The organism is Pseudoalteromonas sp. S1608 (genome assembly GCF_005887265.1).
Classification (GTDB): domain Bacteria; phylum Pseudomonadota; class Gammaproteobacteria; order Enterobacterales; family Alteromonadaceae; genus Pseudoalteromonas; species Pseudoalteromonas undina.
Map to the genome: position 1 here is coordinate 35,962 of NZ_PNDK01000048.1, position 24,762 is coordinate 60,723.

General features: G+C 40.0%; 24 protein-coding genes. 19 read left to right on the forward strand and 5 right to left on the reverse strand.

The window, feature by feature from the left end; genetic code table 11:
• The first annotated feature begins 4 nt into the window (after nucleotides 1–4).
• Complete coding sequence (locus CWB75_RS16375; RefSeq protein ID WP_138571215.1) at nucleotides 5–652, forward strand: energy-coupling factor ABC transporter permease; 648 nt, start codon at nucleotides 5–7, stop codon at nucleotides 650–652.
• Nucleotides 649–1,452 (forward strand): 23S rRNA (guanine(745)-N(1))-methyltransferase, encoded by an 804-nt coding sequence (gene rlmA, locus CWB75_RS16380; protein ID WP_138571216.1) that lies wholly within the window; start codon nucleotides 649–651, stop codon nucleotides 1,450–1,452. The genes CWB75_RS16375 and rlmA overlap by 4 nt, the downstream gene beginning before the upstream one ends.
• Here the strand turns inward: rlmA and yfbV are convergent.
• Nucleotides 1,436–1,882 (reverse strand): terminus macrodomain insulation protein YfbV, encoded by a 447-nt coding sequence (gene yfbV / locus CWB75_RS16385; protein ID WP_054201193.1) that lies wholly within the window; start codon nucleotides 1,880–1,882, stop codon nucleotides 1,436–1,438. The two genes, rlmA and yfbV, sit on opposite strands and share 17 nt — an antisense overlap.
• A gap of 263 nt (nucleotides 1,883–2,145) precedes the next feature.
• On the opposite strand from yfbV, the gene CWB75_RS16390 reads away from it, so the two are divergent.
• The 7 genes from CWB75_RS16390 (at nucleotide 2,146) to CWB75_RS16420 (ending at nucleotide 8,799) form a co-directional block, all read left to right on the forward strand.
• Nucleotides 2,146–3,360, forward strand: a complete 1,215-nt coding sequence (locus CWB75_RS16390; RefSeq protein WP_138571217.1) for an acetate kinase — start codon at nucleotides 2,146–2,148, stop codon at nucleotides 3,358–3,360.
• Nucleotide 3,361: 1 nt separating this feature from the next.
• A complete protein-coding gene (gene pta / locus CWB75_RS16395; protein WP_054200797.1) occupies nucleotides 3,362–5,515 on the forward strand; it encodes a phosphate acetyltransferase in 2,154 nt (717 codons plus the stop codon).
• A gap of 222 nt (nucleotides 5,516–5,737) precedes the next feature.
• Nucleotides 5,738–6,121 (forward strand): ACT domain-containing protein, encoded by a 384-nt coding sequence (locus CWB75_RS16400; protein WP_010389757.1) that lies wholly within the window; start codon nucleotides 5,738–5,740, stop codon nucleotides 6,119–6,121.
• A 6-nt stretch (nucleotides 6,122–6,127) separates the two neighbouring features.
• A complete protein-coding gene (locus CWB75_RS16405; RefSeq protein ID WP_008110014.1) occupies nucleotides 6,128–6,625 on the forward strand; it encodes a PTS glucose transporter subunit IIA in 498 nt (165 codons plus the stop codon).
• 4 nt (nucleotides 6,626–6,629) lie between these two features.
• Nucleotides 6,630–6,974: an ArsC family reductase gene (locus CWB75_RS16410; RefSeq protein ID WP_138571218.1), complete on the forward strand. Its 345-nt coding sequence runs from the start codon at nucleotides 6,630–6,632 to the stop codon at nucleotides 6,972–6,974.
• A complete protein-coding gene (gene dapE / locus CWB75_RS16415; RefSeq protein WP_138571219.1) occupies nucleotides 6,974–8,104 on the forward strand; it encodes a succinyl-diaminopimelate desuccinylase in 1,131 nt (376 codons plus the stop codon). The genes CWB75_RS16410 and dapE overlap by 1 nt, the downstream gene beginning before the upstream one ends.
• Nucleotides 8,104–8,799, forward strand: coding sequence for a M15 family metallopeptidase (locus tag CWB75_RS16420; RefSeq protein WP_138571220.1), 696 nt, complete (start codon nucleotides 8,104–8,106; stop codon nucleotides 8,797–8,799). The genes dapE and CWB75_RS16420 overlap by 1 nt, the downstream gene beginning before the upstream one ends.
• Here the strand turns inward: CWB75_RS16420 and CWB75_RS16425 are convergent.
• Nucleotides 8,786–9,661 (reverse strand): DMT family transporter, encoded by an 876-nt coding sequence (locus CWB75_RS16425; protein WP_010389752.1) that lies wholly within the window; start codon nucleotides 9,659–9,661, stop codon nucleotides 8,786–8,788. The genes CWB75_RS16420 and CWB75_RS16425 overlap by 14 nt on opposite strands.
• A gap of 196 nt (nucleotides 9,662–9,857) precedes the next feature.
• Here CWB75_RS16425 and CWB75_RS16430 point away from each other — a divergent pair, with 196 nt between their 5' ends.
• Genes CWB75_RS16430 through CWB75_RS16445 form a run of 4 tightly spaced genes read left to right on the forward strand, consistent with a single transcriptional unit; the run spans nucleotide 9,858 to nucleotide 12,768 of the window.
• Nucleotides 9,858–11,222, forward strand: a complete 1,365-nt coding sequence (locus tag CWB75_RS16430; protein ID WP_138571221.1) for a COG3014 family protein — start codon at nucleotides 9,858–9,860, stop codon at nucleotides 11,220–11,222.
• A gap of 8 nt (nucleotides 11,223–11,230) precedes the next feature.
• The gene (locus CWB75_RS16435) at nucleotides 11,231–11,656 is read left to right on the forward strand and encodes a YcfL family putative periplasmic lipoprotein (protein ID WP_138571222.1); all 426 of its coding nucleotides are present in this window, start codon (nucleotides 11,231–11,233) and stop codon (nucleotides 11,654–11,656) included.
• Nucleotides 11,657–11,667: 11 nt separating this feature from the next.
• Nucleotides 11,668–12,285: a penicillin-binding protein activator LpoB gene (lpoB, locus tag CWB75_RS16440; protein ID WP_010389748.1), complete on the forward strand. Its 618-nt coding sequence runs from the start codon at nucleotides 11,668–11,670 to the stop codon at nucleotides 12,283–12,285.
• Between the two features lie 15 nt (nucleotides 12,286–12,300).
• Nucleotides 12,301–12,768 (forward strand): outer membrane lipoprotein, encoded by a 468-nt coding sequence (locus CWB75_RS16445; RefSeq protein ID WP_138571223.1) that lies wholly within the window; start codon nucleotides 12,301–12,303, stop codon nucleotides 12,766–12,768.
• Between the two features lie 81 nt (nucleotides 12,769–12,849).
• Here the strand turns inward: CWB75_RS16445 and CWB75_RS16450 are convergent, their stop codons facing one another.
• Nucleotides 12,850–13,296, reverse strand: a complete 447-nt coding sequence (locus CWB75_RS16450) for a DUF4826 family protein (protein ID WP_008110031.1) — start codon at nucleotides 13,294–13,296, stop codon at nucleotides 12,850–12,852.
• 121 nt (nucleotides 13,297–13,417) lie between these two features.
• On the reverse strand, nucleotides 13,418–14,812 hold the full coding sequence (locus CWB75_RS16455) for a M28 family peptidase (protein WP_138571224.1): 1,395 nt from the start codon (nucleotides 14,810–14,812) through the stop codon (nucleotides 13,418–13,420).
• Nucleotides 14,813–15,059: 247 nt separating this feature from the next.
• Here CWB75_RS16455 and CWB75_RS16460 point away from each other — a divergent pair, with 247 nt between their 5' ends.
• The 6 genes from CWB75_RS16460 (at nucleotide 15,060) to CWB75_RS16485 (ending at nucleotide 24,026) form a co-directional block, all read left to right on the forward strand.
• Nucleotides 15,060–15,515 carry a phosphate-starvation-inducible PsiE family protein gene (locus CWB75_RS16460; RefSeq protein ID WP_008110035.1) on the forward strand — a complete coding sequence of 152 codons (456 nt, stop codon included), beginning with the start codon at nucleotides 15,060–15,062 and terminating at the stop codon, nucleotides 15,513–15,515.
• A gap of 104 nt (nucleotides 15,516–15,619) precedes the next feature.
• The gene (locus tag CWB75_RS16465) at nucleotides 15,620–17,467 is read left to right on the forward strand and encodes an ABC transporter ATP-binding protein (protein ID WP_138571225.1); all 1,848 of its coding nucleotides are present in this window, start codon (nucleotides 15,620–15,622) and stop codon (nucleotides 17,465–17,467) included.
• 196 nt (nucleotides 17,468–17,663) lie between these two features.
• Complete coding sequence (locus tag CWB75_RS16470) at nucleotides 17,664–18,176, forward strand: outer membrane beta-barrel protein (RefSeq protein WP_138571226.1); 513 nt, start codon at nucleotides 17,664–17,666, stop codon at nucleotides 18,174–18,176.
• A 27-nt stretch (nucleotides 18,177–18,203) separates the two neighbouring features.
• A complete protein-coding gene (locus CWB75_RS16475) occupies nucleotides 18,204–19,475 on the forward strand; it encodes an Ig-like domain-containing protein (protein ID WP_171039129.1) in 1,272 nt (423 codons plus the stop codon).
• A gap of 428 nt (nucleotides 19,476–19,903) precedes the next feature.
• The gene (yddG, locus tag CWB75_RS16480; protein WP_138571228.1) at nucleotides 19,904–20,806 is read left to right on the forward strand and encodes an aromatic amino acid DMT transporter YddG; all 903 of its coding nucleotides are present in this window, start codon (nucleotides 19,904–19,906) and stop codon (nucleotides 20,804–20,806) included.
• Between the two features lie 418 nt (nucleotides 20,807–21,224).
• The gene (locus CWB75_RS16485; protein WP_138571229.1) at nucleotides 21,225–24,026 is read left to right on the forward strand and encodes a collagenase; all 2,802 of its coding nucleotides are present in this window, start codon (nucleotides 21,225–21,227) and stop codon (nucleotides 24,024–24,026) included.
• 54 nt (nucleotides 24,027–24,080) lie between these two features.
• Here CWB75_RS16485 and CWB75_RS16490 read toward each other — a convergent pair whose 3' ends face one another.
• Nucleotides 24,081–24,500, reverse strand: a complete 420-nt coding sequence (locus CWB75_RS16490; RefSeq protein WP_010389742.1) for an MAPEG family protein — start codon at nucleotides 24,498–24,500, stop codon at nucleotides 24,081–24,083.
• Nucleotides 24,501–24,762 lie beyond the last annotated feature (262 nt).

Sequence of the window (24,762 nt, forward strand, 5' to 3'; positions counted from 1 at the left end):
AATTATGTTAAGCGTGCAGTTGCAAGGGTTACTGTGGATTGTTGTCATCGTTATCGGCTTTTTAAGCGTTAACAAATCAACATACAGTAATTTATTTAATACCCCAGCAAGACAATCAGGTGTGTTTGCCTGTGCACTGGTACTCGCTTTGTTATGGCGTATAAAGGCCGGTATTTTGCCCGGTCTCGACTTGCATATTTTAGGCATTACCGCAGTTACCCTAACATTAGGTTGGCGTCTTGCTATATTAAGTTGTGTACTCGCAACAGCGCTTTTAACTGCTTTTGGACAAATAACACCTGAATTAGTCGCGTTAAAACTCATCATTAGTGCGTTTATACCGGTGTTATTCAGCTATTTAGTTTTTATCGTGTGTTATCACTATTTAGCACGGCATTTTTTTATCTATATATTTGTTTGTAGCTTTTTAACAGCGGGTGTCGTTGCCTGTATTAACATTATACTCGGTGGCGCTTTTTATTACGCAATAGGTGAATATAGTTGGCATCAGCTGAGCGAGAATTATATTTACCTAAGTCCTATTTTGGCCTTTCCTGAAGCTATGCTAAACGGTATGGCAATCACTGTACTGATCACCTATCGCCCACATTGGGTAAAAACTTTTTTTGATAAGGACTATTTAGGCTCATGAGTCTTCATTACCATTGCCCTATTTGTAAACAGCCACTAGCACTTAATGATAAAACATTACGATGCGATAACAATCACAGCTTTGATTTTGCCAAAGAAGGCTACGTAAACTTACTCCCTGTGCAAAACAAAAACTCTAAACAGCCTGGCGATTCGTTGGAAATGGTGCAAGCTAGGCGCTCATTTTTAGAGCAAGGTTATTATGGCTTTTTACAAACGGCTTTAGCCAATATGGTAAAGCCACTTAATGCTGAAATAGTGATTGATTTGGGGTGTGGTGAAGGGTTTTATACTCACGCTATTGCTAACAACAGTCAGGCTAGCGTATACGGTGTGGATATATCAAAGTCGGCAGTAAAATATGCAGCAAAACGTTACAAACAATGCCATTTTAGTGTTGCTTCAATTAGCCAAGCGCCTTTTGATGATCACCTTGCTGACGTTTTGGTTAGTGTGTTTGCGCCTTTATTTGACAGTGAACTTGCACGTCTAGTCAAAGATAATGGTTGCTTAATTGTGGCAAGCCCAGGCCCAACTCATTTGAAAGAACTAAAAAATTACATTTATAGCAACGTAAACGAACATACCGAAATAGCAGCACCTGCGGGCTTTGAAAATACATCGCAACAATTAATAACAGAGCAGGTATCGCTTACATTTAACGATGTTAAGAACTTAATTATGATGACGCCATTTGCGTGGAAGTTTAGACCAGAACATTGGCAAGCACTTGAGCAAAAACAACAGCATAGCGTCACATTGTCATTTTACATTACGCAATTTACTAAAATTGCTCTTTAGTAAACGTTTTATCCATTTTATCGAACATATCTTTTAGTAATTCGGCAAGCTCCAAATAGCGGGGCTTGTTTTTTCCCATTTGCGCGTCGTAACCGTTAGCAACCATTTTTGCAAATAACTCGTTATACCATTGCTGCATAGCAGGCTCTAATTCAGTTTGCGCACGTTTACCCAACCATAAAAGCCCTTGTAATGGCAACGAGATAAAAAACAGACTACTGGCAATCGCTTGGGGCAGAAAATCCGAGCCTAAATAATTAATCTGAAAAAACAGGGTCAGCATGGCTAATATTGGCATAACTGTAATCGCAAGCTCTGTGGCTCTGATCACTTTAAATTCTGCAAATAATGGCGCAACCTCTTTTCGCATTGGCCATGTTTTAGCATAAGAACGCCCTAATTGAACTTGCGACATCACACTTTTTTGCATTAATAAATCCTCATAGTCACGGTTTGTAACACTTAAACAAACGTAATACTTATAAAAGTGTAACACAATTATCGCTGCTTTCACTTTATCGGTAAAAATGCTCAATTTCATTAGTAAAACTCACAAAAAGCATAAATTATCGAAAGAATTTCACAAAGCCCTTTTAATAAAGTCTACTACACTTTAGTCTACACTTATTTAAGCCACAAAGGCTTATACATCAACCAAGTGTACTGATTAATACTTAAATGGAAAATGAATCTATGCCAACACTCCCAAATAATCCAAACCACGTTTTGGTACTCAATTGTGGAAGTTCAAGTCTAAAGTTTGCGATTATTGATGCAAACACAGGAAACGACATCATATCAGGTTTAGCTGAGCGCCTAGGTGATGATGCTCCCTCAATTAAATATAAGTTTAAGGGAGAAAAAACCACTATTAAGCTTGCTGCTAACCAGGCACATGCCCATGCAATTGATACGCTGGTTGATTTGATAAAAGATCACAACCTCGACGAGCAATTAGTGGCAGTGGGTCATCGTGTTGTGCATGGCGGCGAGCACTTTACCCAATCAGTTTTAATTGACGAAAACGTCATTGCAGGTATTACCCAAGCAGCCACACTGGCCCCCTTACATGGTCACGCTAATTTACTAGGTATTTCATCAGCACAAGCATCATTTAAAGATTTACCACAAATAGCTGTGTTTGATACCGCATTTCATCAAACTATGGATGAGGTTGCTTATCTATATGCCCTTCCTTATAAGCTTTATAAAGACTTTGGGGTTAGACGCTATGGATTTCATGGCACTAGCCATTTTTATGTAGCAGGTCAAACCGCTAAAATGTTGTCTATACCTGTTGAAGAAAGTAACTTTATTAGCGCCCACTTAGGCAATGGCTGCTCTGTGTGTGCGATCAAAAATGGTAAAAGTGTCGATACCAGCATGGGCTTAACCCCGCTTGAAGGACTTGTGATGGGTACCCGTTGTGGCGACATTGACCCAGGGCTATTTAACTTTTTAACTACGCAGCTTGATTACACTGCGCAGCAAATTGATGACCTGCTAAATCAAAAAAGTGGCTTATTAGGAATAAGCGAGCTATCAAACGATTGCCGTACTATTGAAGAGGCTGCCATTGCTGGCAACTCGCAAGCCATGCTGGCACTTAATATGTTTTGCTACCGCTTAGCAAAACAAATAGCCGCCTACATGGTACCGCTGCAAAAATTAGATGCGCTTATTTTTACCGGTGGGATTGGCGAGAATTCCGATATTATTCGCGAAAAAGTACTTACACAGTTAGCCTTTTTAGGTATCAATTTAGACCCCCAAGCAAACCTTGATGCACGGTTTGGCCAAGCTGGATTAATTAGCGCTGCTAATTCAACAAGCAAAGCGGTGGTTATGCCTACCAACGAAGAATGGGTTATTGCACTCGACGCCGCAAACATCACCAAGGAGTTATAATATGGCTCGTCGTATTATGTTGGTTCCTATCTCTACAGGGGTAGGTTTAACCTCAGTATCAGTTGGTTTAGTAAGAGCGCTGGAACAAAAGACGGTTAAGGTTAATTTTTTCAAACCTATCGCCCAGCCGCGTGCAGGTGAAACTGGCCCTGAAAAATCGACCCAAATTGTCACTCAAGGCTCACCAATTAAGCCGCCAACACCGTTTGCGCTCGATTACGCAGAGCAAATGATTGGTGATGGTAAAGGTGATGACTTATTAGAGGAAATTGTTGAGCGTTTTCAAAGTAAGATCAACGATGACGAGGTGGCTATAATAGAAGGAATGGTGCCTACTCGTCGCCAACCTTATGCGGGACGCATAAACCGTGAAATTGCGCAAACCTTAGGGGCCGATATTGTATTTGTGCTTACCCCAGGGAATTACAGTATTACCCAAATTGAAGATCGCCTTGAAATTGCTGCTGGAAATTACGGTGGCATAGATCACCCTCGTGTGCTGGGTTGTATTTTCAATAAAGTAAATGCCCCTCTAGATGAAGAAGGTCGTGCTCGCGCTGATTTAGTCGATACTTACAAGCCAGAAGCACTGGATAATGAGCTTAACCGTCTGGCCTCTTTACCTATTTTTAGAAAAAATCCTTTTATGTTACTTGGTGCCATTCCGTGGGATTTTGAGCTGGTCGCGCCGCGCGTTAAAGATTTAAGTGCCTATTTAAAAGCAACTATTATTAACGAAGGCGACATGGTGCATCGTCGACTAAGACGCATTACTTTTTGCGCCCGCACGGTATCAAATATTCTAAATTACTTTACCCCAGGTGCGTTATTGGTCACCCCAGGCGATCGTTCAGATATATTGGTTGCAGCCTGCTTGTCTGCCATGAATGGTACTAAACTAGGCGCTATTTTGCTCACTGGTGGCTTTGAGCCTGAGCCGCGCATCATGGCGCTGTGCGAACAAGCCATGCAAACAGGGCTGCCTATTTTAGCAACCGAAGGCGACACATGGCGCACCTCGTTATTACTGCATAACTTTAACCTAGAAGTACCAAGCGATGATGAACAGCGCATTGAAAAGGTGAAAGATCATAACGCAGAGTATATAGATTCTGATTGGTTAGATACCTTAGCTAAAAGTGTGGGAAAAACCCGAAAACTATCCCCTCCTGCCTTTAGGTATTTATTAACTGAAAAAGCTCGAAAAGCCGAAAAAACAATTGTACTGCCTGAGGGTAACGAACCTAGAACCATTAAAGCAGCCGCTATTTGTGGCCAGCGGGGCATTGCTAAAACAATTTTATTGGGTGACCGTGATGAAATACTACGTATAGCCGAGCAACAAGGCATTGAGCTTAACGAGCATGTAACTGTAATTGAGCCAAGCAGTATCATAAATGATTACGTAGCACCTATGGTGGAAATTCGTAAAAATAAAGGTCTTACCGAAGTAGTCGCCCAAGAGCAACTTCAAGATCACGTCGTACTTGGCACTATGATGCTAGAGCAAGGTAAAGTCGATGGCCTGGTATCGGGTGCGGTAAACACCACTGCAAATACTATTCGCCCACCGTTACAGTTAATTAAAACCGCGCCAGGTTCATCATTAGTGTCTTCTGTATTCTTTATGCTATTGCCTGATCAGGTTTTGGTTTATGGTGATTGCGCTATTAATCCCGATCCTAATGCCGAACAACTAGCTGACATTGCAATTCAATCTGCCGACTCAGCAGCAGCATTTGGTATTGAACCTCGCGTAGCCATGATAAGTTACAGCACCGGTGACTCAGGCAGTGGGGCTGATGTAGAAAAAGTGCGAGCGGCAACTAAGCTTGCCCAGCAAAAGCGCCCAGATCTAATTATAGATGGACCACTACAATATGATGCAGCGATTATGGAAAGTGTAGCGATTAAAAAAGCACCTAACAGCCCTGTTGCAGGTAAAGCAACGGTATTTATATTCCCTGATTTAAATACTGGCAACACCACCTATAAAGCGGTACAACGAAGCGCTGATTTGATCAGTATTGGTCCGATGCTGCAAGGGATGCGTAAACCAGTTAACGACTTAAGCCGTGGCGCATTAGTTGACGACATAGTGTATACCATTGCTTTAACTGCCATTCAAGCAGCGCAAGCTGAGGCACTTAATTAACCCCTTTAACTAACATGTCCTTTTTATAGCCTAGCCATTTTTTAATTACTTATTAATAGGTTAGGCTATTTATACCTTACAACCCCCAAGCTTATCCACAGAAATTGTGGACAATTATTTTTTAATTAATAAAAACTTTAACAACGGCTCAGTTTGGGCCTTTAACTTAGATTCAATACTCTATACTATAAAGCTATTATCTTGCTGCTAGGGATGGGTTTTATGTCAAAACAAACACTACAATTACACAGCACTGTTTTATCAATTCATAGTTTAGCGCTTGATGCCGACATCCCTCCTGCCCTGTTAAAGCAACCATTATTTTTTATTTCAAAAACGCACGATGAACTCTCGGTCGTTTGCCCTGATGACTTTATAATTGATAGCCAAGATACAGAATCGAATTGGCAAGCATTAGAAGTAATTGGCCCCTTAGGGTTTTCGTTAACCGGTATTATGGCAAATATTTCAGGAGTATTAGCAAGAGCTGGCGTGTCAATTTTTTCAATTTCAACCTATGACACCGACTATATCTTAGTAAAAAAGCAAACAGTCAACAAAGCGATGGCTGCTCTTAGAGCCGATGGCTACAATGTGGTAACTTAATTAATAATGAAATCTGAAGACGTTAGCTATTTAACTAAAAATAAAATTGGCCGAAGCGCGATACAAATAACTAGCCCATTCAGTGGCAAAGTTATGCAGATGGACGCGCATCCTGAAGCTTTTTTCCGCTTTGGAACTTTGGGGCCAGGGATTATTGTCAGCTTAACCAGCCATAAAGTGTTAGCGCCATTTAATGGCACTTTATTGCAAGTTAAAAGCGGCGGGTGCGAATTTATTCTAAAAGCTAAAAATGGCTTAAAAGTATTAATAAACTTAGCCGTACCCGATTCTCAAACTCTCACGCATACTCATATTGCTCAGCTTAATGGCAGCAAAATAACCAAAGGACAGCGCCTCGCTTACTTTGATTTGCGTGAACTCGATGCGCCTATTTTAGCTAGCCTTATCATACTCAATGGCCACGACTTAGGCACTTTTCATTATTCTCACCCGCAGGTCAATGCTGGTGTAGATACCTTATTAACTATTATCAAAAAGAAGTAGGTTTATGATCACTCTCTATGGCATTAGCAACTGCGACACTATTAAAAAAGCAAAAAAATACCTAAGCGATAATGACATCGCGTTCACTTTCCATGACTATCGTAAAGATGGCGTTAATCATAATATGGTTAGCGATTTTGCAGAGCATATTGACTGGGAACAACTTGTTAATAAACGTGGCACAACATACAGAGCGCTGTCGGATGAGCAAAAGCAAAGCTTAACTAAGCAAACTGCTATCGATATATTGGTTGAACAACCTGCAATGATTAAACGCCCTGTTCTTATTAATGATGGGCAATATCACTTAGGTTTTAAAGCAGCACAATACAATGAGATCTTTAAATAATGACCCATCCAGTAATTACCCTAGCCCAAGCTTTAATTCAGCGAGAGTCGGTTACACCTGAAGATGCAGGCTGCCAACACATGATGAATGAGCGTCTAAGTGCAATTGGCTTTGACATTGAATCACTCTTTTTTACTGACACGCTCAATACTTGGGCACGAAAAGGCACGCAATCACCACACTTTTGTTTTGCCGGTCATACCGATGTGGTGCCCACAGGGCCTGAAAAAAATTGGCAGCACCCGCCTTTTGCAGGCCTAATTGAAGACGGTTTATTACATGGGCGTGGCGCAGCCGACATGAAAGGCTCACTGGCAGCTATGGTTGTAGCCACAGAGCGATTTGTATCTAAGCACCCAGATCATAAAGGCTCTATCTCGTTTTTAATTACCTCAGATGAAGAAGGCCCTTTTATCAACGGCACTACCCGCGTAATAGATACTTTAGAAGAGCGCGGTGAAAAAATTGATATGTGTCTTGTTGGTGAGCCTTCATCGCGCGATGTACTCGGTGATGTGGTTAAAAATGGTCGTCGTGGTTCTCTAACTGGTTTTTTAACTATAGCCGGTATACAAGGGCATGTGGCCTACCCACACTTAGCGCAAAACCCAATTCATTTATCCACGCCAGCTTTAACCGAATTAAGCCAAACTGTGTGGGATATGGGTAACGACTTCTTTCCTGCCACCAGCTTTCAAATCTCTAACATTAATGGCGGCACAGGTGCCGGTAATGTGATCCCCGGTGAGCTTGAAGTACAATTTAACTTTAGGTTTAGCACCGAAGTTACTCATCAACAGCTGCAACAAAAAGTGAACGCGATTTTACAAAAACACAATTTGAATTACGAACTAAATTGGATTGTAAATGGCCTACCGTTTTTAACCGATCACGGTCCGTTAGTTGATGCTACCGTCGCTGCGATTAAATCAGTAACTGGCTTAACCACTAATTTAGAAACAACAGGTGGGACATCAGATGGCCGCTTTATTGCTCAAACCGGCGCTAAAGTAATCGAGCTGGGGCCACGTAACGCCACAATTCATAAAGTTGATGAGTGTGTTAGCACAGATGACCTGATCGCGCTGGCCGATATTTATGAACAAATATTAGAACGTCTGTTAACTTAATGACTGCAAATAAAGAACTCATACAATGCATCACCGGACAAAGTGATGCACACTTAGTCGCCATACAAAACCATTATTTGCATACCAATATTGTCAACGACTTTGTTGCACTGCAATCAGCGGCTGCATCCGCTGGCTTTGATTTATGTATTGCATCAAGCTTTCGGGATTTTAATCGTCAATCGGCTATTTGGAATGCTAAATTTTCAAATAAGCGCGTGGTGTTAAATAAAGCGCAACAAGCCGTTGAACTAAATTCACTGAGTGATATTGAAAAATGTACCGCCATAATGCTGTACTCTGCACTGCCAGGGGCAAGTCGCCATCATTTAGGCACTGACTTAGATATTTTTGATAAAGGCGCAGTGAGTGACGACTATGAGTTGCAACTAACCCCCGATGAATATCAGCATGGCGGACCTTTTGCCGAACTGAGTCAATGGCTAGACACCCACCTAGCAGAATTTGGATTTTATCGGCCTTATCAGCATGATTTAGGCGGTGTTGCCCCAGAACTTTGGCACATTAGCCACATTGCTCAATCAGAGCAGCTTATGAGGCACCTGTCAGTTGAGGTATTACACAACTGCATTAAAGAGAGTGATTTATTAGGTAAAGACGCTATTTTAACCCACTTACCTGCTTTATATGAACGCTTTGTGCTTAATGTGAGCCCACCTGCTAAGCGGTGTTAGTTTTTTTATTTAACGTAAAAACCAATACAGCCAGTAAAATGATACTGCTGGGGAGCATAAATTGCACAGTTAAGGTTTCTGATAAAAACACCGCTCCTGCAATAGCTGCCAAAACGGGCACGCATAACTGCACTATAGCTGCATGCGTGCTTTTTAATAAAGGCATAGCCACATACCAAATACTATAACCTACGCCTGATGCGATGGCACCTGAGGCTATTGCAAGTAACACCCCTTCCATACGTACATTTTTAAGCTGGCTCATACCCACCACAATTAAAATAGGTAGCACTAATAAGCTGCGAATAAAGTTATAAGTGGTGGCCCTAAGTGGTGACACACACGCTTTGCCTCTAATACTGTATATTCCCCATGCCACGCCACTTATGCTCATTAATACTGCCGCCATTACCGGTGGCGCTGTTTGCGAAGGCAGCATTAAATAAACAAAAGCCACAAACGCCACAATAAATGCAAGCCATTGCACAGCGGTTAAGCGCTCTTGCTTATAGATGCCCCAGCCGATCATGGTAAATTGCACCGCGGAGAATAAAATAAGCGCGCCCATACCGGTATCTAGCTCTATATAAGCTATAGAAAAACACAGCGCATATATCAGCAAGCTCACACTGCTTCGCCAGCTTCCGATATCGTTAATAACGGAGCTACTTAATTGTGCTTTTTTATTTAATTGCTTTGTATAGAGCAGCATAATAATAGCCAAACACACCGCCCCGCTGAGAAGCCGTATAACAGTGAAATTCCACGCATCAATATAACCTTGAGCTAATGCTAAGCGACACAATAACGAATTGGCAGCAAAGGCAACTAACGCGATAATAGTAAACAGAGTGGCTTTCAAATAAATTCCTAACGTGTTGATAAATATATACCGTATTTATATACAGATTAAATTAGCGTCCATTGTTGTAAACGTTAATATGGTTATTTTTTAATGATAAAGCTTTAATGTTTATACACTACGCTTTTTTACAATCTTTCACACCTACATTTATAAGCCATGTGTTAACCTTATAAAATAGATAAAAGGAGTGCGTGTGCGTCACATTTTAATTTTCAGTTTTTGCTTTATCGTAAGTGGTTGCAGCACTATTGGCTTTAACGACTTGTTTAATGATTATGCCACAAACACCACCCCTGTTAGGCAAGCTATTAGCAATAATAATATTGAAAATGCACGCACCCTTATAAAAACCAACAGTAAAGCCCACAGTAATTATTTACTGAACCAATTAGAGCAAGGGCGTATTGCTGATTTAGCTAATAATCCAGATAGTGCGCAAACATATTTTGAAACTGTCTACCAACAGATGCAAGCAAAGCGCCAAGCAGCCAAAATACAAGTAAGTGCAGGGCTTGAACAAAGTAATGCGCTGTTAACTAACGATTCAGCAATAGGTTATATCCCACCAGCCTACGAAATGAGTATGTTGCATAGCTACAAAGCACTTAATTATGTTTATAAACGCGATATTGAGAGCGCGTTAGTTGAAATACGCCGTGCCAATAAAGTACAAGTTGATGCACTACTCGATAATCAAAGCGAGTTTGATAATGCCGTTGCTCAAGCACAGCAACACTACCCAGGCATGGATAATTTAACTCGCTCGGTAAAAAATGGCTTTCAAAATGCGTACACGTTTTACTTATCAGGGTTGTTATATGAAACGGCAAAGCAAGGCGATGATGCCTATATAGACTATAAAAAAGCACTCGAAATACAACCTAATAATCAGTATTTACAGCAAGATATATTGCGCCTTGCTAAGCAGCAAGGCTTTGCGGATGACTACAAACAATTTAAGCGACAGTTTGGTGAAGTAAACACCATAGATAAAAATCAAGGCGAAGTGGTTATATTATTTGAACAAGGCCTAATACCAAAACAGCACGAGTTTAAATTGCGATTGCCTATTTATACTTCGCAGGGGGATGCCCGCTTTTATAGCTTAGCAATGCCCGTTTATATAAATAACGCCTACAGCAGCGCCGTGAATAATATAAAAGTTAATAACCAAGTATTAGCATTAAGTCCGTTAGTGCATTTAGAGGCACTGGCCGCTAAAACGTTAGAGCAGCAAGTAGCTGGGCGTGTTTCTAGGCAAATATTACGTCTTGTCGCTAAAGAAAAAATGCGTGCAGAGCTTGCGCGCAGTGCCGGTGATGTGGGGAACATTTTGGCAAATTTGTATAATCTTGCATCTGAGCAAGCAGATACGCGTAGTTGGCTTACCCTGCCTAATCAGATCAGCCTTGCCCGCAGCGCAGTAAAAGCAGGCGAACATACTCTAAACGTTGGCTCGCAACCGCCAATAAATTTTACCGTTAGTAAGCAAGGGTTAACGTTAATCTACCTAACCTCTGTTAATAACTATTTTAACTCCCATGTAGTGCAACTTTAGGAGCCATCATGAAATACATACTTCCCTTTATTGCGTTAATTATGCTCAGCGCGTGTAGCAGCCGACCTGTAACCTCAGGTATTGGGGTTGAGCAAACTGCCAACGCTTACAAAGAGCAGCTCAATGTTAATAATCCACAATTAGCTAAAAAGCTTTTAATAAGTGATGTAAAAACGCGTCAAACAAATAACCTTACCGACGTGGTAGTTACTTTAGCGAGTACCTATAAAAAATCGCAATACTTACAGTATCAATTTAACTGGTTTGATAAAGATGGCTTTGTTATTAAAGGCAACCACTCACCGTGGCAAGCCCTAAAATTATTTGGCTTTGCTAAAACTCAGCTTGCAGGACTAGCACCTAGCTCTAATGCCGTTACCTTCTCATTAGCTGTAAGAGAAGTTTCAACCGACGCACAAGAATTTAAAGATTAAAGGAAATCATGATGATCAATAAACAATTTAAATCACTGTCTAGTTATGCAATTTTAGGCTTAGCGGCACTGACACTTGCAGGCTGTGCCAACAAAGCTGTTGTCAGCTATGGTGATGCCCAAGCCGTAGAAACCACAGATATAAACTTTGGCTCTACTGACTTACAAAAAGTTGCCTCGCAAATGACCGACTCTCTGCTTAGTTCGCCTGTGGTTGGTACTATGACCGCCAATACACGCCCTGTGGTATTTGTAGAGCGTATTAAAAATAAAACCAGTGAACACATAGATACAGAATCAATCACCGACTCAATCTCTACTCAATTACTGCGTAGCGGCAAATTTAGATTTGTTGATATGACCCGTGTAGAGGCGGTTCGTGAGCAAATTACATTTCAAAACGAAGACGCCTTAGTCAACCCAAGTACTGCGGTGGCTTTTGGTAAGCAAATTGGTGCGCAATATATGCTGTACGGTAACCTATCAAGCATTGTTAAATCTAATGCAGATAAAGCCGATGTGTACTACAAATTTACAATGCGTTTAATGGATATGCAAAGCGGCCTTGTTGAATGGGCTGACGAAACTGAAATTCGTAAGACGCGTGAAAAATCAACGTTTGGTTGGTAATAACAGGAGCGAATTATGAAAACGCTTAGCTTAATTTTATGCGCTTTATTAGTAGTAAGTGCCCCAACGTTTGCCAAGTACGAACGAAATAAAGCCGTTCCTGTACAGCAAGTACTATTTGGTAAAGTAAAGTCGGTGCGCACTATTACAGAGCAACAATTAGTACAAGACAAAAGTAACGGCTGGAAAACCTTTGGCGGTGCCTTACTAGGCGGTGTTATTGGTAACCAGTTTGGCGGCGGCAGTGGTCGAACTGTAGCGACTATTTTAGGATCGGTGATTGGTGGTAACGTTGCTCATAATCAGCAGCAAACACAGCGCTATGAACACACACAGCTCGTTGAATTACTGATACAAGTAGAAAGTGGAGAGCAATTTATGGTGGTACAAGACAGCGATCCCGCTATGCGTTTTCACCAAGGGGATAATGTTCGCCTGATCTACTTAACCAATAACACGGTGCGAGTAGATAGCGCGTATTAAGCTTCTTGCAAGGGTATAGCTGAAAAAAAACCTAACTTAGGTAACTAAGTTAGGTTTTTTTAAAGATTAATTACCTTTATTTTAAGCTGGTTCTTTTGCCCAAAGCTGCTCATTTTCATGCATTTCATATAAGCCGTGAGCACGATTTATAAGTAAGTTTGCAAAGTCGGCTTGGGTTTTATCTCGTGCACCCGCTGTAATAATTTGGTCGGCTTTTAACTGCCACTGCAATGAAAAATAACGCATGGCATCGCGTGCATCTTTTGCTGCAGACGCTTCAGCATGATCGGTTGGTAAACGACCGGTGATCACCCAGTAGCTTTTACCGTTTTGCGCTTTAAATTTCCAAAGTGCGCATAAAGGTGCTAAAAAACGGCTTTCTTTTTCAAGCAAGGTTTTAGGCATAATACCTTTTTCAGCTAAATGTTTTTGCGCATTTTGAAAACATTCGCGCTGCCATTGAATTTCTTGTTGCTGAAGTTCAGCTTGCTGCTCTGGTGTTAATGGTTTTTGTTCTTGTTGCTGCATTTTAATAACCTTTTTACTTCTTTGTTTACACTTTAAGGGCATAACAAATAAGGCGCAAGCATAAATAGCATGCTTAACACCTTATTCACAGCTGTTTGCTGGGTTTTTAAGCAAAGTACACTTACTTTATATTGTGATCAAACGAACCCACAGCACCAGGGAATACCACTGGCGACTCAATCCCCTGTTTATTCACGCTAGCAACTCCAAAATAGTAATTATCAATAACCACATTTTTTAGGGTAAATTCACTGACCTTATCAACCCATTGACTGTATTGCCATTGTGGTTCACTAGTATAGCGCCAGTATATACGATAGCCCGCGACATTTTTATCCTCTGTTGGCTGCCAAGAAAGAGTGGTACTGGCGCGTACGGCCCCACTAATTTTCACCTCTTTTGGTGGCGTAGGAGCCCACGCCATTGACGCAAGGCTTACCGCATTTAACGAGGTAAGTTTTGCGGCGTAATCAAAATCCACCCCATCAATAGTATCACCGTACACTACCCCATTTTCGGTGCGCAAGTCTTGGTGTTGGCGATCATAATGCTCGTTGGTTTCCATAATGCGCACAGCCGCAAAACCCGCATCATTAAACGGACGATGATGCCCGCCTCGTGCAAAACGGTCGAGCCTATATACCAGCATGGTATCTAAGTTCTCAATGTATTTATCAGCAATGGTGTCTATGTAACGCGCTAAATTACGGCTCGCTGAGTCAACTTCGCCGCCAGTAAAACGACGAGTACGGGCTTGTTCTTTAGTTTCAACTACACGCGTACCTTCAGAAAAAATACGTGCAGTGGTGTTATCGGTTACGCCATTAATGCCGGTAATGTTACCAATCATGTCGTTATTTAAAACACCATGAACCTGCCAATTATTTTTTTGTGCGTAAGCAGTTAAAATTTTACCGCCAAATAAACCTTGCTCTTCACCTGAGAGTGCTGCATATACCACTGAGCCATTAAATGTATATTGCGATAACACCCGTGCCGCTTCAATCACACCGGCAACCCCTGATGCATTATCGTTTGCCCCAGGTGAATCGCTAGTAAAATCCATAACATCACTAACGCGTGAGTCTATATCTCCCGACATCATCACCATACGGTTAGGATCGGTGTTACCGCGCTGAATCGCAATTATGTTAACCACTTCCACAGGGTCAGGAATGCGCTTTTCACCCGAGATGGTTTGTTTTACTTCTAGTATCTCTAAACAGCCACCACACTGTGCCGAAATTGCTTCAAATTCTTTTTTTATCCAGCGTCTTGCCGCGCCAATACCACGGGTATTCGATTTAGTTTCAGATAAAGTATGGCGGGTACCAAAATCCACTAACGTTTGAATATCATCTCCAATACGCTGCGCTGAAATTTGATCTGCAATATTGTGCAATGATGCTTGTTGTGTGGTTTGTGCCGCCACACTATAAAATGACGCGCTACAAACAGATGCAACCGCACTATACTTAATAATCCGAGTAACTAACTTTAAAGGTGAAATTGACATAGCAGTTTAATCCTTATTGTTGATGTTTTTAAAATGACAGCTCTGCAGGTATACAGCAATGCATTTGAGATAAACGTTAAAAACCTCAAGTTAAATTACATTTAATTAACACGCTTAGTTTAGCTATCGCTTGCTCGGTTCCTAGTTTAATAAAAATAATCACTTATGCTGTTTTGTACGTATATTAAAAGATAATCAGCTATCATTTTATATACCCTGTTTAAAAATAATAAGGTGCTCTAAAAATATGAAGAAACACGAAGAATTACCTGAGGATCATGTTGACCCGCTTATGCAGTATTTACATCATGCGATTCGCTTTGCTATTAAAATATTAGCGGTGCTCATGGTGCTAGTTATTTTTTGGAGTATTGCTGATGTAGTATATGTTTTATATATGCGATTGAGCTCTCCCCCTTACTTTTTATTAAACATTGAAGACATTCTGCAAACCTTTGGTGCTTTTATGGTGGTGCTTATTGCGGTAGAAATATTTACCAATATTCGTTTATATTTAGGCTCCAGTTCACTTCCGGTTGAGCTGGTCATTGCCACCGCACTAATGGCTGTGGCGCGTAAAATTATTGTTTTAGATTTAAAATTAGTGACCTCAGAGCAAATTATTGGCCTTGCATTAGTGACTTTAGCCTTAGGTATATCTTACTGGCTGGTAAAAAATAAAACCGGTCATACAAAACTGTAAATCGTTAACTTAAGATAACAGCTAAATACCTCATTCCCACTGCGCCTTTGCGCTTTACAATGGTATAGTGGGATACCTCTATAAATACTTAATAAGCTTCTAATATGTATCGATTATTTGAACGGATGACTAAACCGTTCCCGGAGCGTTCTCCATCTCAGCCTCCTAACACCTTATTTGCCTTTTGCCGCCATTACACCAAAGGCATGGAACTGTCTTTAGTGCTTATGTCGCTCAGTGCCGCATTATTAGCTATTTTAGAAGTGTCTTTATTTAGTTACATGGGGCAACTGGTTGACTGGCTCGGCGAGTACACCCCTAACGAGCTATTTTCACAGCAACAATCCGAATTAATAAAGATGGGGTTAATGCTCTTGGTCGTGATGCCCATGGTAGTCTTTTTCAGGTCGGCTATTTTACATCAAGCACTGTTGGGCAACTATCCGATGTCGATACGTTGGTTAGCGCACCGTTATTTATTACGCCAAAGTGTTAGCTTTTATCAAAATGAATTTGCCGGAAGAATAGCCACTAAAGTACTTCAAACCTCATTGGCCGTGCGTGAGTCAGTCACTAAGTTACTTGACGTATTGATGTACATTGCCGTTTATTTTGGCTCAATGGTGTTTTTAGTAGCCGCCTCAGATTGGCGCTTAATGCTGCCGTTATTAGTGTGGTTAGCATTATATATTTGCGTGCAAATTTACTTTGTACCACGGTTAAAAAGCATTGCGAGCTCACAAGCTGATGCACGCTCAGAAATGACTGGCCGTATTGTTGATAGCTACACCAATATTTCAACCATTAAGCTGTTTTCTTACACCCAACGCGAAGAGCAATATGCAAAACAAAGCATGGACGTATTTTTACAGCCTGTATATAAACAAATGCGTTTAGTAACCAGCCTTAACGTGGTTATTCAAAGCTTGAACTATTTACTGGTATTTTCGGTGGCAGCGGTGTCTTTGTATTTATGGTCGTTAAGTGCCATTAGTGCGGGGGCTATTGCAGTAGCATTGAGTTTGTCGTTAAGGCTTAATGGTATGGCCCAATGGATCATGTGGGAAATTAGCAGCTTATTTGAAAACATTGGTACCGTAGCCGATGGCATGCGCACCCTTTCAAACCCGATTGCGGTTGATGACAAGCCAAAAGCCGATAGTTTAAAAGTAACTCAAGGGGCAATCGACTTTAACAATGTACACTTTAATTATGGTAAAGCCGCTAATGAAAATAACCGAGGTCCAGTAATTAACGGTTTAAACTTAAATATTAAACCGGGCGAAAAAATTGGCTTAGTGGGTCGCTCTGGCGCGGGTAAATCCACATTAGTTAACTTGTTGCTACGTTTTTACGATACAGACAAAGGCTGTATTAGTATTGATGGCCAAAATATAACTGATGTAAGCCAAGAAAGCCTTCGCCGTTATATTGCTATGGTTACCCAAGATACATCCCTACTACATCGCTCAGTAAAAGATAACATTTTATACGGCAGACCCGATGCCACAGAAGCGGAAATGCTCGATGCGACCAAACAAGCCAAAGCGCTCGATTTTATAAACGATTTAGAAGACAGCAAAGGCAATAAAGGCTTTGAGGCACAAGTGGGCGAACGAGGAGTAACCCTCTCGGGCGGGCAACGCCAGCGGATTGCGATTGCTCGGGTGTTACTTAAAAACGCGCCTATTCTTATACTTGATGAAGCCACCAGCGCTTTAGACTCAGAGGTAGAAGCAGCTATTCAAGCAAGCTTAGATGATTTAATGACAGGCAAAACGGTTATTGCTATTGCACACCGATTATCAACCATTGCACAAATGGACAGGCTTATTGTGCTTGATGAAGGTGGCGTTGTAGAGCAAGGCAGTCACGATGAGTTAATTGCCCAAGGCGGCATTTACGCTGCACTGTGGGCACATCAAACTGGCGGCTTTATTGGTATTGAATAAACGCTAATGTGTAAGGTGCTACTTAAGCTGCCTTACACACTTAATTATGTTCTTAGATCGATAAAATTTTAAATAATAATGCTGTATTGGTAACAGTATTATTAATTACGTATTGAGTGAATTGATCGGCTTGATTAATACAAAGTGCTCTTATAATATACGCCCCAAAATATAGATGGATTAAAAGTTTAAATTTATGGAAAAAGTTCTTACTCTACTTTTACTTAGCGCATCATTCAGTAGTTTTGCAGATACCCCTTATATTGGTGTTGACTACATGATGAGTGATATCAAAATAAGTAATGAAAACGCGACCCCTAAAGGTGCATTGATACGTGCTGGTATCAGTAACAATAACATGGCTTTTGAAGCGCATTACCTAGCATCAAATACAAGTGATAATATTTATAATACAGAGTTAAATTTAGACAAAAGCTTAGCCCTATATTTTGTTATGCAATCTGATGTAGTCAATGGCTTTGGTCTGGACGTTTCATTGGGTTATGCAAAAAATCAAGTTGTTGTGTCTAATCCTTCCACATCAATAAATGGTGATTATAAATATGATGGTTTTTCTTGGGGAGTCGCAATGCACCAGCAAATTCCTTATTTAGAAAACACTCAAATAAGACTTGGTTATCAATCCCTTTTCAAAGGTGATGATATTGAAATAATAGGTTATACCTTAGGCTTTGTTTATCACTTTTAGTTATATATGAAAGGAAGCAATAGAAATATGATTAATACACACAGTTTTTTTAAATTATCTGTAACCACATTATTTATTATCAGCGTTACGGGTTGCGGCTCTGAAAGTGATACAACGGATCTTGCAAAAGCAATACAGTTAGACAAACTTCGTTCTGAAGGCACCATTATTGAATCTGTTAAGATAGTTGGAGATCAACAACGCTTAAAGCCAGGTGAGACATTACAATTAAGTGCTACGGGTATAGATAGTAATGGTGACACGCGCGACATTACTAGTGAGTTAACCTGGGAATCTAACGATCCGACTATTGCAACTGTAAATAGTAATGGTGTTGTAAATGCAGTTTCGAGTACTACAGCAAACCAAGGGACTGTATCTATCACAGGAACTACCATCAATGATATCTCAGGTGAAGGTGAGGTTTCAGTAAGTGATGTCGCAGTCACTGAAATTAACTTAAAAACAGCCGCTTCTAACATTGATTACATTAATACATGTATACCTGCGCAATTATCAGCCGATCTTACCTATGCTGATGGATATACATCATTAAATACCATTAGAGGCTTAAGTTTTGCTGTTGATAATGGCAGTACTGCAACAATCAACTCTGACGGCTTATTATTTACATCCGCTCCTGATGTTGAAGATACAACTATTACAGCTAAAATAGACAATGTTCTTGGTAAGCTGACAGTGAAAGCAGATCCTAAAAATTTAGAGTCTATCGATATTTTAGTTAATGATGAGCCAACTGAACAGATCGATCTTAATATTGGCGATCGCATTCAAGTTAGTGCAATTGCCTCTTTGGTAACGCAAGAACCTAATACAATTAACGATACTATTACTTGGTCGCAAGTAGAAACCCGTTATATTGGTATAACAGATGAAGGCGAAAACAAAGGAACGCTTGTTGCGCTCAAATCTGGTGAAACTCAATTAATTGGCAGCTGTGGCAACAAGCAGAAAATTATTACAGTAACAGTCGATGGTTCTGATGATTTAAATGATCTTCAAATAAATGATGGCAGTTCAGTATTAACTATGACCCCTCTTGGTTCAATTAATCTCACACTGACGGCTAATGGCAGTGATGAAACTTCAAGTGTGAATGTAACTGAATTTGCTGATTGGAGCATTAATGGAAGCAGTTTGGTAACTACAAAATTAATTAGCGCCGGTACAGAGAATGCGGTTTATAGATTAACCAGTAAAACGAATAGCGCTGGTAGTTTTATTGTTTCAGCGACCTACGATAATCAAGTAAGCAGCGTTCAGGTCAATATTGAATAAATAACACCTCTAGTTTTTTGCATGCTATTTAAATTATTTAACTAGGGTCTGTTGGTCTTTTAAGGTTAGATTTGTAGTAATCTGTTTGGCATTTAGGCAATAACGCTGCATCAATGCCAAACAGGCGCTGCCCATGAGCTCTTCCCTAGGGTGGATTTACTCTTTGTTGCCCACTGAATGTAGGTAAGGAGCGTTAGCAAGACGCGAAAACTTTGCTCGGTTTTTACTTATTCTTACATGGATGTAAGCCAGTAGAATAACGCATGAGCAGTTATCAACTGCCCACGAGGTTACAAACTTCGCGCCACGATTAAAAAAGATCCTACATGCTCCTACTACCTATCAGACTAAAAGTTAGTAAAACTAATGCCCTACCCTTTAATATAAATATTAAAGTGTCATTTTTGTTTTTCATTAAGTAGTTCAACATGTCTTTTTTAATCAAACATAAATACACCCTCTATGGGGTGTTCGCTATTTTACTTTGGAGCAGTTTAACTGCTTTTGTTCGTGATTTATCGGAGTTATTTAGCCCAATTGGCGGTGCCGCTTTAATTTATAGCGTCAGTGCGATTTTTTTAATGTTTGTCATGGGTGTACCAAGGCTAAACAATTATCCAAAGCGCTATTTAGTCTTTGGTGGCAGCTTATTTGTTATTTACGAAATATGTTTAGCTTTATCCCTCGGCTTTGCGAATAGTCGCCAACAAGCGTTAGAAATGGCAATTATTAACTACCTTTGGCCAGCGTTAACCATTTTATTATCGATTATTGTTAACCGCACTAAAGTAAGCGTATTAGTCTACCCGAGCATATTGATTGCGTTTTTAGGCGTTGCATGGTGCATTACAGGTGATAGTGGTTTATCTGTAGGAGTATTAACCGATAATATAAGTGACAACCCATTGCCCTACTCTATGGCGTTTGCAGCGGCGTTTATTTGGGCTGTGTATTGCAGTGTAACGGTAAAACTTAGCGAGGGTAAAAATGCCATTAGTGTATTTTTTGCAGCCACGGCAATCTCTTTATGGATAAGTTACGGATTGAGTAATGAACCCAGCTTTGAGTTTAGCCTAGATTCTAGCTTTACCTTAATATTAGCAGGCGTGTTTATTGGTGGAGGTTACGCACTATGGAACCAAGCAATCATTGGCGGTAACCTAGTGTTGTTAGGTACCTTGTCTTACTTTATTCCTGTGTTATCAACACTATTTGCCTCTATTTACTTATCAATATCGCTCACCAGCGTATTCTGGCAAGGCGTTGTGTTAGTTACATTAGGCTCATTAATGTGTTTTATTGTGACCCGAAAAATCAAGCTAACTCAATAAACCAAGGAATAATTGCACAGACCGAACTCCCCTCAGACGCGCATCGTATTTTAAAGTGATATCATGAATTAACTATCAGATTCGCTTTAAATAAAACGCCATTAAAGAATAAGTATTTAGTCACCTCTTCAAATAACTTTATATATATCAACAAAACTCACCCGTTTAATAAGCCCTTGCTCACTAAAGACAATAGATACTGAGTTAAAAATATAATGAGTCTGCTTATATCTTTAAGTCTACAAGTGCTTCGCATCTAATGTGACTTTATTGCCTCCAAAGCTTAACACCTAACAAACTAAAGCATTAATTTTAAAACTAAAAGTAAAACTTATTGATTGCACATGGAGAAAAATGATACAACCCCGTACCTAAATTATGTACTACAGATTGAGATAATCATTATCAAAGGAAAGTTATGAAAATATATACATTTATTTTGGCCTTACCGCTATTAGGTATCACCGGCTTTGCAACTGCACATTCCAAGCAAGAACGAACGTTTAAACCGCAGCCTGCTATTGTAGAGCGCGTCATGCATCACGGCGTAAACCAATACAGTAATAGCAAGGCACCTGTGGCACAATCACAAAAAAGGCCTCAACAGCTACCTCAACAAACGCCAATACAGCAACATATTAGAACGAAGAGAATGTTAAGCCAGGTAATGGCCGTTAGTTGTGATTTGAATGCCCTTGCTGTTGCAAATCCCGTGACGATTATTGACGAAGTAAAGCGCCAAGGTGCACGGTGTATCAACGAGTTATTCGCTGCAACCGATCTTCAACCACAGATTTTTACCACCGATAATATGATTGCTGTAGCCAATCATGCTAACTCACTTTCACAAAGTTACACTGGTGGTGGCAATGAGCAGATCGAAGCTTTATTTTTATATTTGCGAGCCGGCTTTTATGCAGAGTTTTATAATGACTCTATAGACTTTCCTACATTGGTAACACCTAGCGTTGCAGATGCCATTGATGCCTTTGTAAGTAATCAACATTTTTATGATAACAACGATGACCATGGTAAAACACTGTCAGAAGTCATTATTACAATGGATAGTGCTGAACAACAACATCGTTATCTTGAAGTTGTTAAGCAATGGCTAACGCGTTTTGATAAAAGTTATGCGAGCAGTTGGAATATGCGTAATGCAGTTAATGGAATTTTTACTTTGCTATATCGCGGGCAGTGGAATGAAGAATTTGTAACGTTAATAGCAAACGATAAAGCTTTAGTAATAAAATTAAGTGAGTTTACGCAAAAACAATGGTTAATTGGCTCTGACGGAGAGTTTTTAATAGTAAATGCAGCAAGTGAGCTTGCGCGCCTTAAAAAATATTCTAAAGCAAGTATTCAACCTGATGTAGACGCAGGCTTAACTAATATTTTTAATACCTATCAAAGTTATGGTTATGGTGATGGCGTGTGGCTTGGCGCTGCAGACATTGTAAATTATTACACTGATTGCAGTAAGTTTGGTGTATGTAATTTTGTAGATACACTCACTCAACAAGTACTTTCCCAGCAGTATAATTGTAGCAACACCATAAAAATCCGTTCACAGGCTATGACAGCAGCTCAACACGCTGCAGCATGTGATGCAATGCAGGCTGAAGAAGGGTTATTTCATACTAAATTAGCCACAGAAAATATGCCTGTCGCGGATGATTATAACCGTTTTTTATACGTAAATATTTTTGATAGTAGTGATGATTATAGCAAGTATGCTAAAGCCATTTTTGGTATTAATACTAATAATGGCGGAATGTATTTAGAGGGCGATCCTTCTGATACAGATAACGAAGCAAACTTTGTAGCTTATGAGGCAAGCTATGCAAAATCGGATCATTTTGTATGGAATTTAGAGCACGAATATGTTCATTACTTAGATGGTCGTTTTAACTTATATGGTAACTTCAACTCACCAACCGAAGACATTGTATGGTGGTCTGAGGGGGTCGCAGAATACATCGCGAATCAAAATGATAATGAAGCAGCAATAAATACCATTAAAAATGGACAGCGTTTTACCCTGCAGCAAATATTTGCCACTAACTACGATGGTTTTGATCAAGATAGAATTTATCGTTGGGGCTATTTAGGTGTACGCTTTATGTTTGAGCGCTACAAAGAACAACTCAACGCTATGCTCACAGACACACGTCAAGGAAATTGGCGTGCGTACAAAAATAAAACCCAACAATGGGCTAATAACTATGAAAATGAATTTGTACAATGGTGCGATCAGCTAGTATATGGTTCGCCGTTAAATATTGCACCGAGTGCCAATATAAATGGCCCATATTCAGGCCTAGAAAATACCCCTATTACGTTCTCAAGTGTTGGTAGTAGCGATAGCGACGGAAATATCGTAAGTTATACTTGGCTCTTTGGCGACGGTATTAGCAGCACAGATGCCAATCCAACACATACTTACACGCAGTCAGGTCAATATACCGTATCATTAACCGTCACTGATAACGATGGCGACATTGATGTGAAAACAATTATCGCAACCGTAACTGAAAATACTCAAGGTAATAAACAGACGCTCATAAATGGTCAACCCCTTTTTATTTCTCAAAAGCAAAACACCCTGTTACAGTTTAATTTTGACGTCCCTTTTGGCGCTAGCGAATTAACATTTAGTCTAAATGATGGCTCAGGGGATGCTGATTTATACGTTAGTTACAATTTAGAGCCAACCTTATCTCACTATGACTGTCGCCCATACCTTGAAGGAAATAACGAACAATGTATTTTCAATCCTGCCCGCGTAGGAAGCTATCATGTAATGGTAAACGGTTATAATAACTATGATAATGTAAAGCTCACTGCATCATATAAAGAAACGCATAGTTCACTGCCTGATGCGTGTGCAACGTCATCAGGGCAAAGTAAAGGCCGCCTTAAAGATGGTGAAGTCATATGTTTAAGTAACAGTGGTCCAATGTGGTTTGCCATTGCAGATGTAAATAGTCAGTCAGGTATTTCAATAACATCAGCAAATGGTAGCGGTAATATTGACTTAAGTTACTCGAATAGTACTTGGCCAAATGGTAGTAACGAGATTGCAAACTCTGCCAATAGTGCGAATAACGAGTGTATTTTCATTCATGAACAGGAGCAGTTTTGGGGATACCTAAAAGTCTCTGGAAACAGTGAAGGCGCAAGTTTAGTGGTTGACTTTAATAGTACCGGTTGCCGATAGTATAAATATTTTTTAAAGCGAAAAGCCGATTTGCTTTTCGCTTTAACCATTTCATTAGCTTGCTAATCGCAGTCCCAATAGCACTAACATCACAATGTTTGCAATCACACTGATTAAAAAGAAGTAACTACGCGGGCTGGGGTTTTTCTCGGTGGCAATTGCGTAATACAGTGCCATATGAATTAAACGTGCAATCACATATACCCAAATACATATTGCAAATACCGAGCTGTGGTAATTCATCACAAAAGCAAATAAAACCGTTCCTATAAACAACGCGCTGTTTTCTAGGGTGTTATGAAAAGTACGATGAGCCCTAAATATAAAGCTCTCATGAGATAGCTCTTTATCTATTTTTCCTGGCACTGCACCGGGCTGTTTAGCCTTACTAAACGTCGCCACGGCCCACTGAACTAACATCATAATTAAGTATAAATAAAATGCTACAAACGCAGAATGTGCAATATCGGTCATTGTTTTTTCCTTTGTGTTGTTATTAGAGTAATAGTTACAGCAACTATTAAGCCAAATTTAAACCACTGATATGTATATAAATTATTTTATAAAATATACATTTTTTGTAATAGATTCCTGCTTTATATAAAAATTACGGTGTTTATGTAATGTATATCAAACCGCAAGCCAACATTGATACTAATTACGTATTTTATAAATTTAACTTGAGCATTTATTCTAATTATTGTTTTATAGTGTTACTAGAAACGGAACGGCGGAA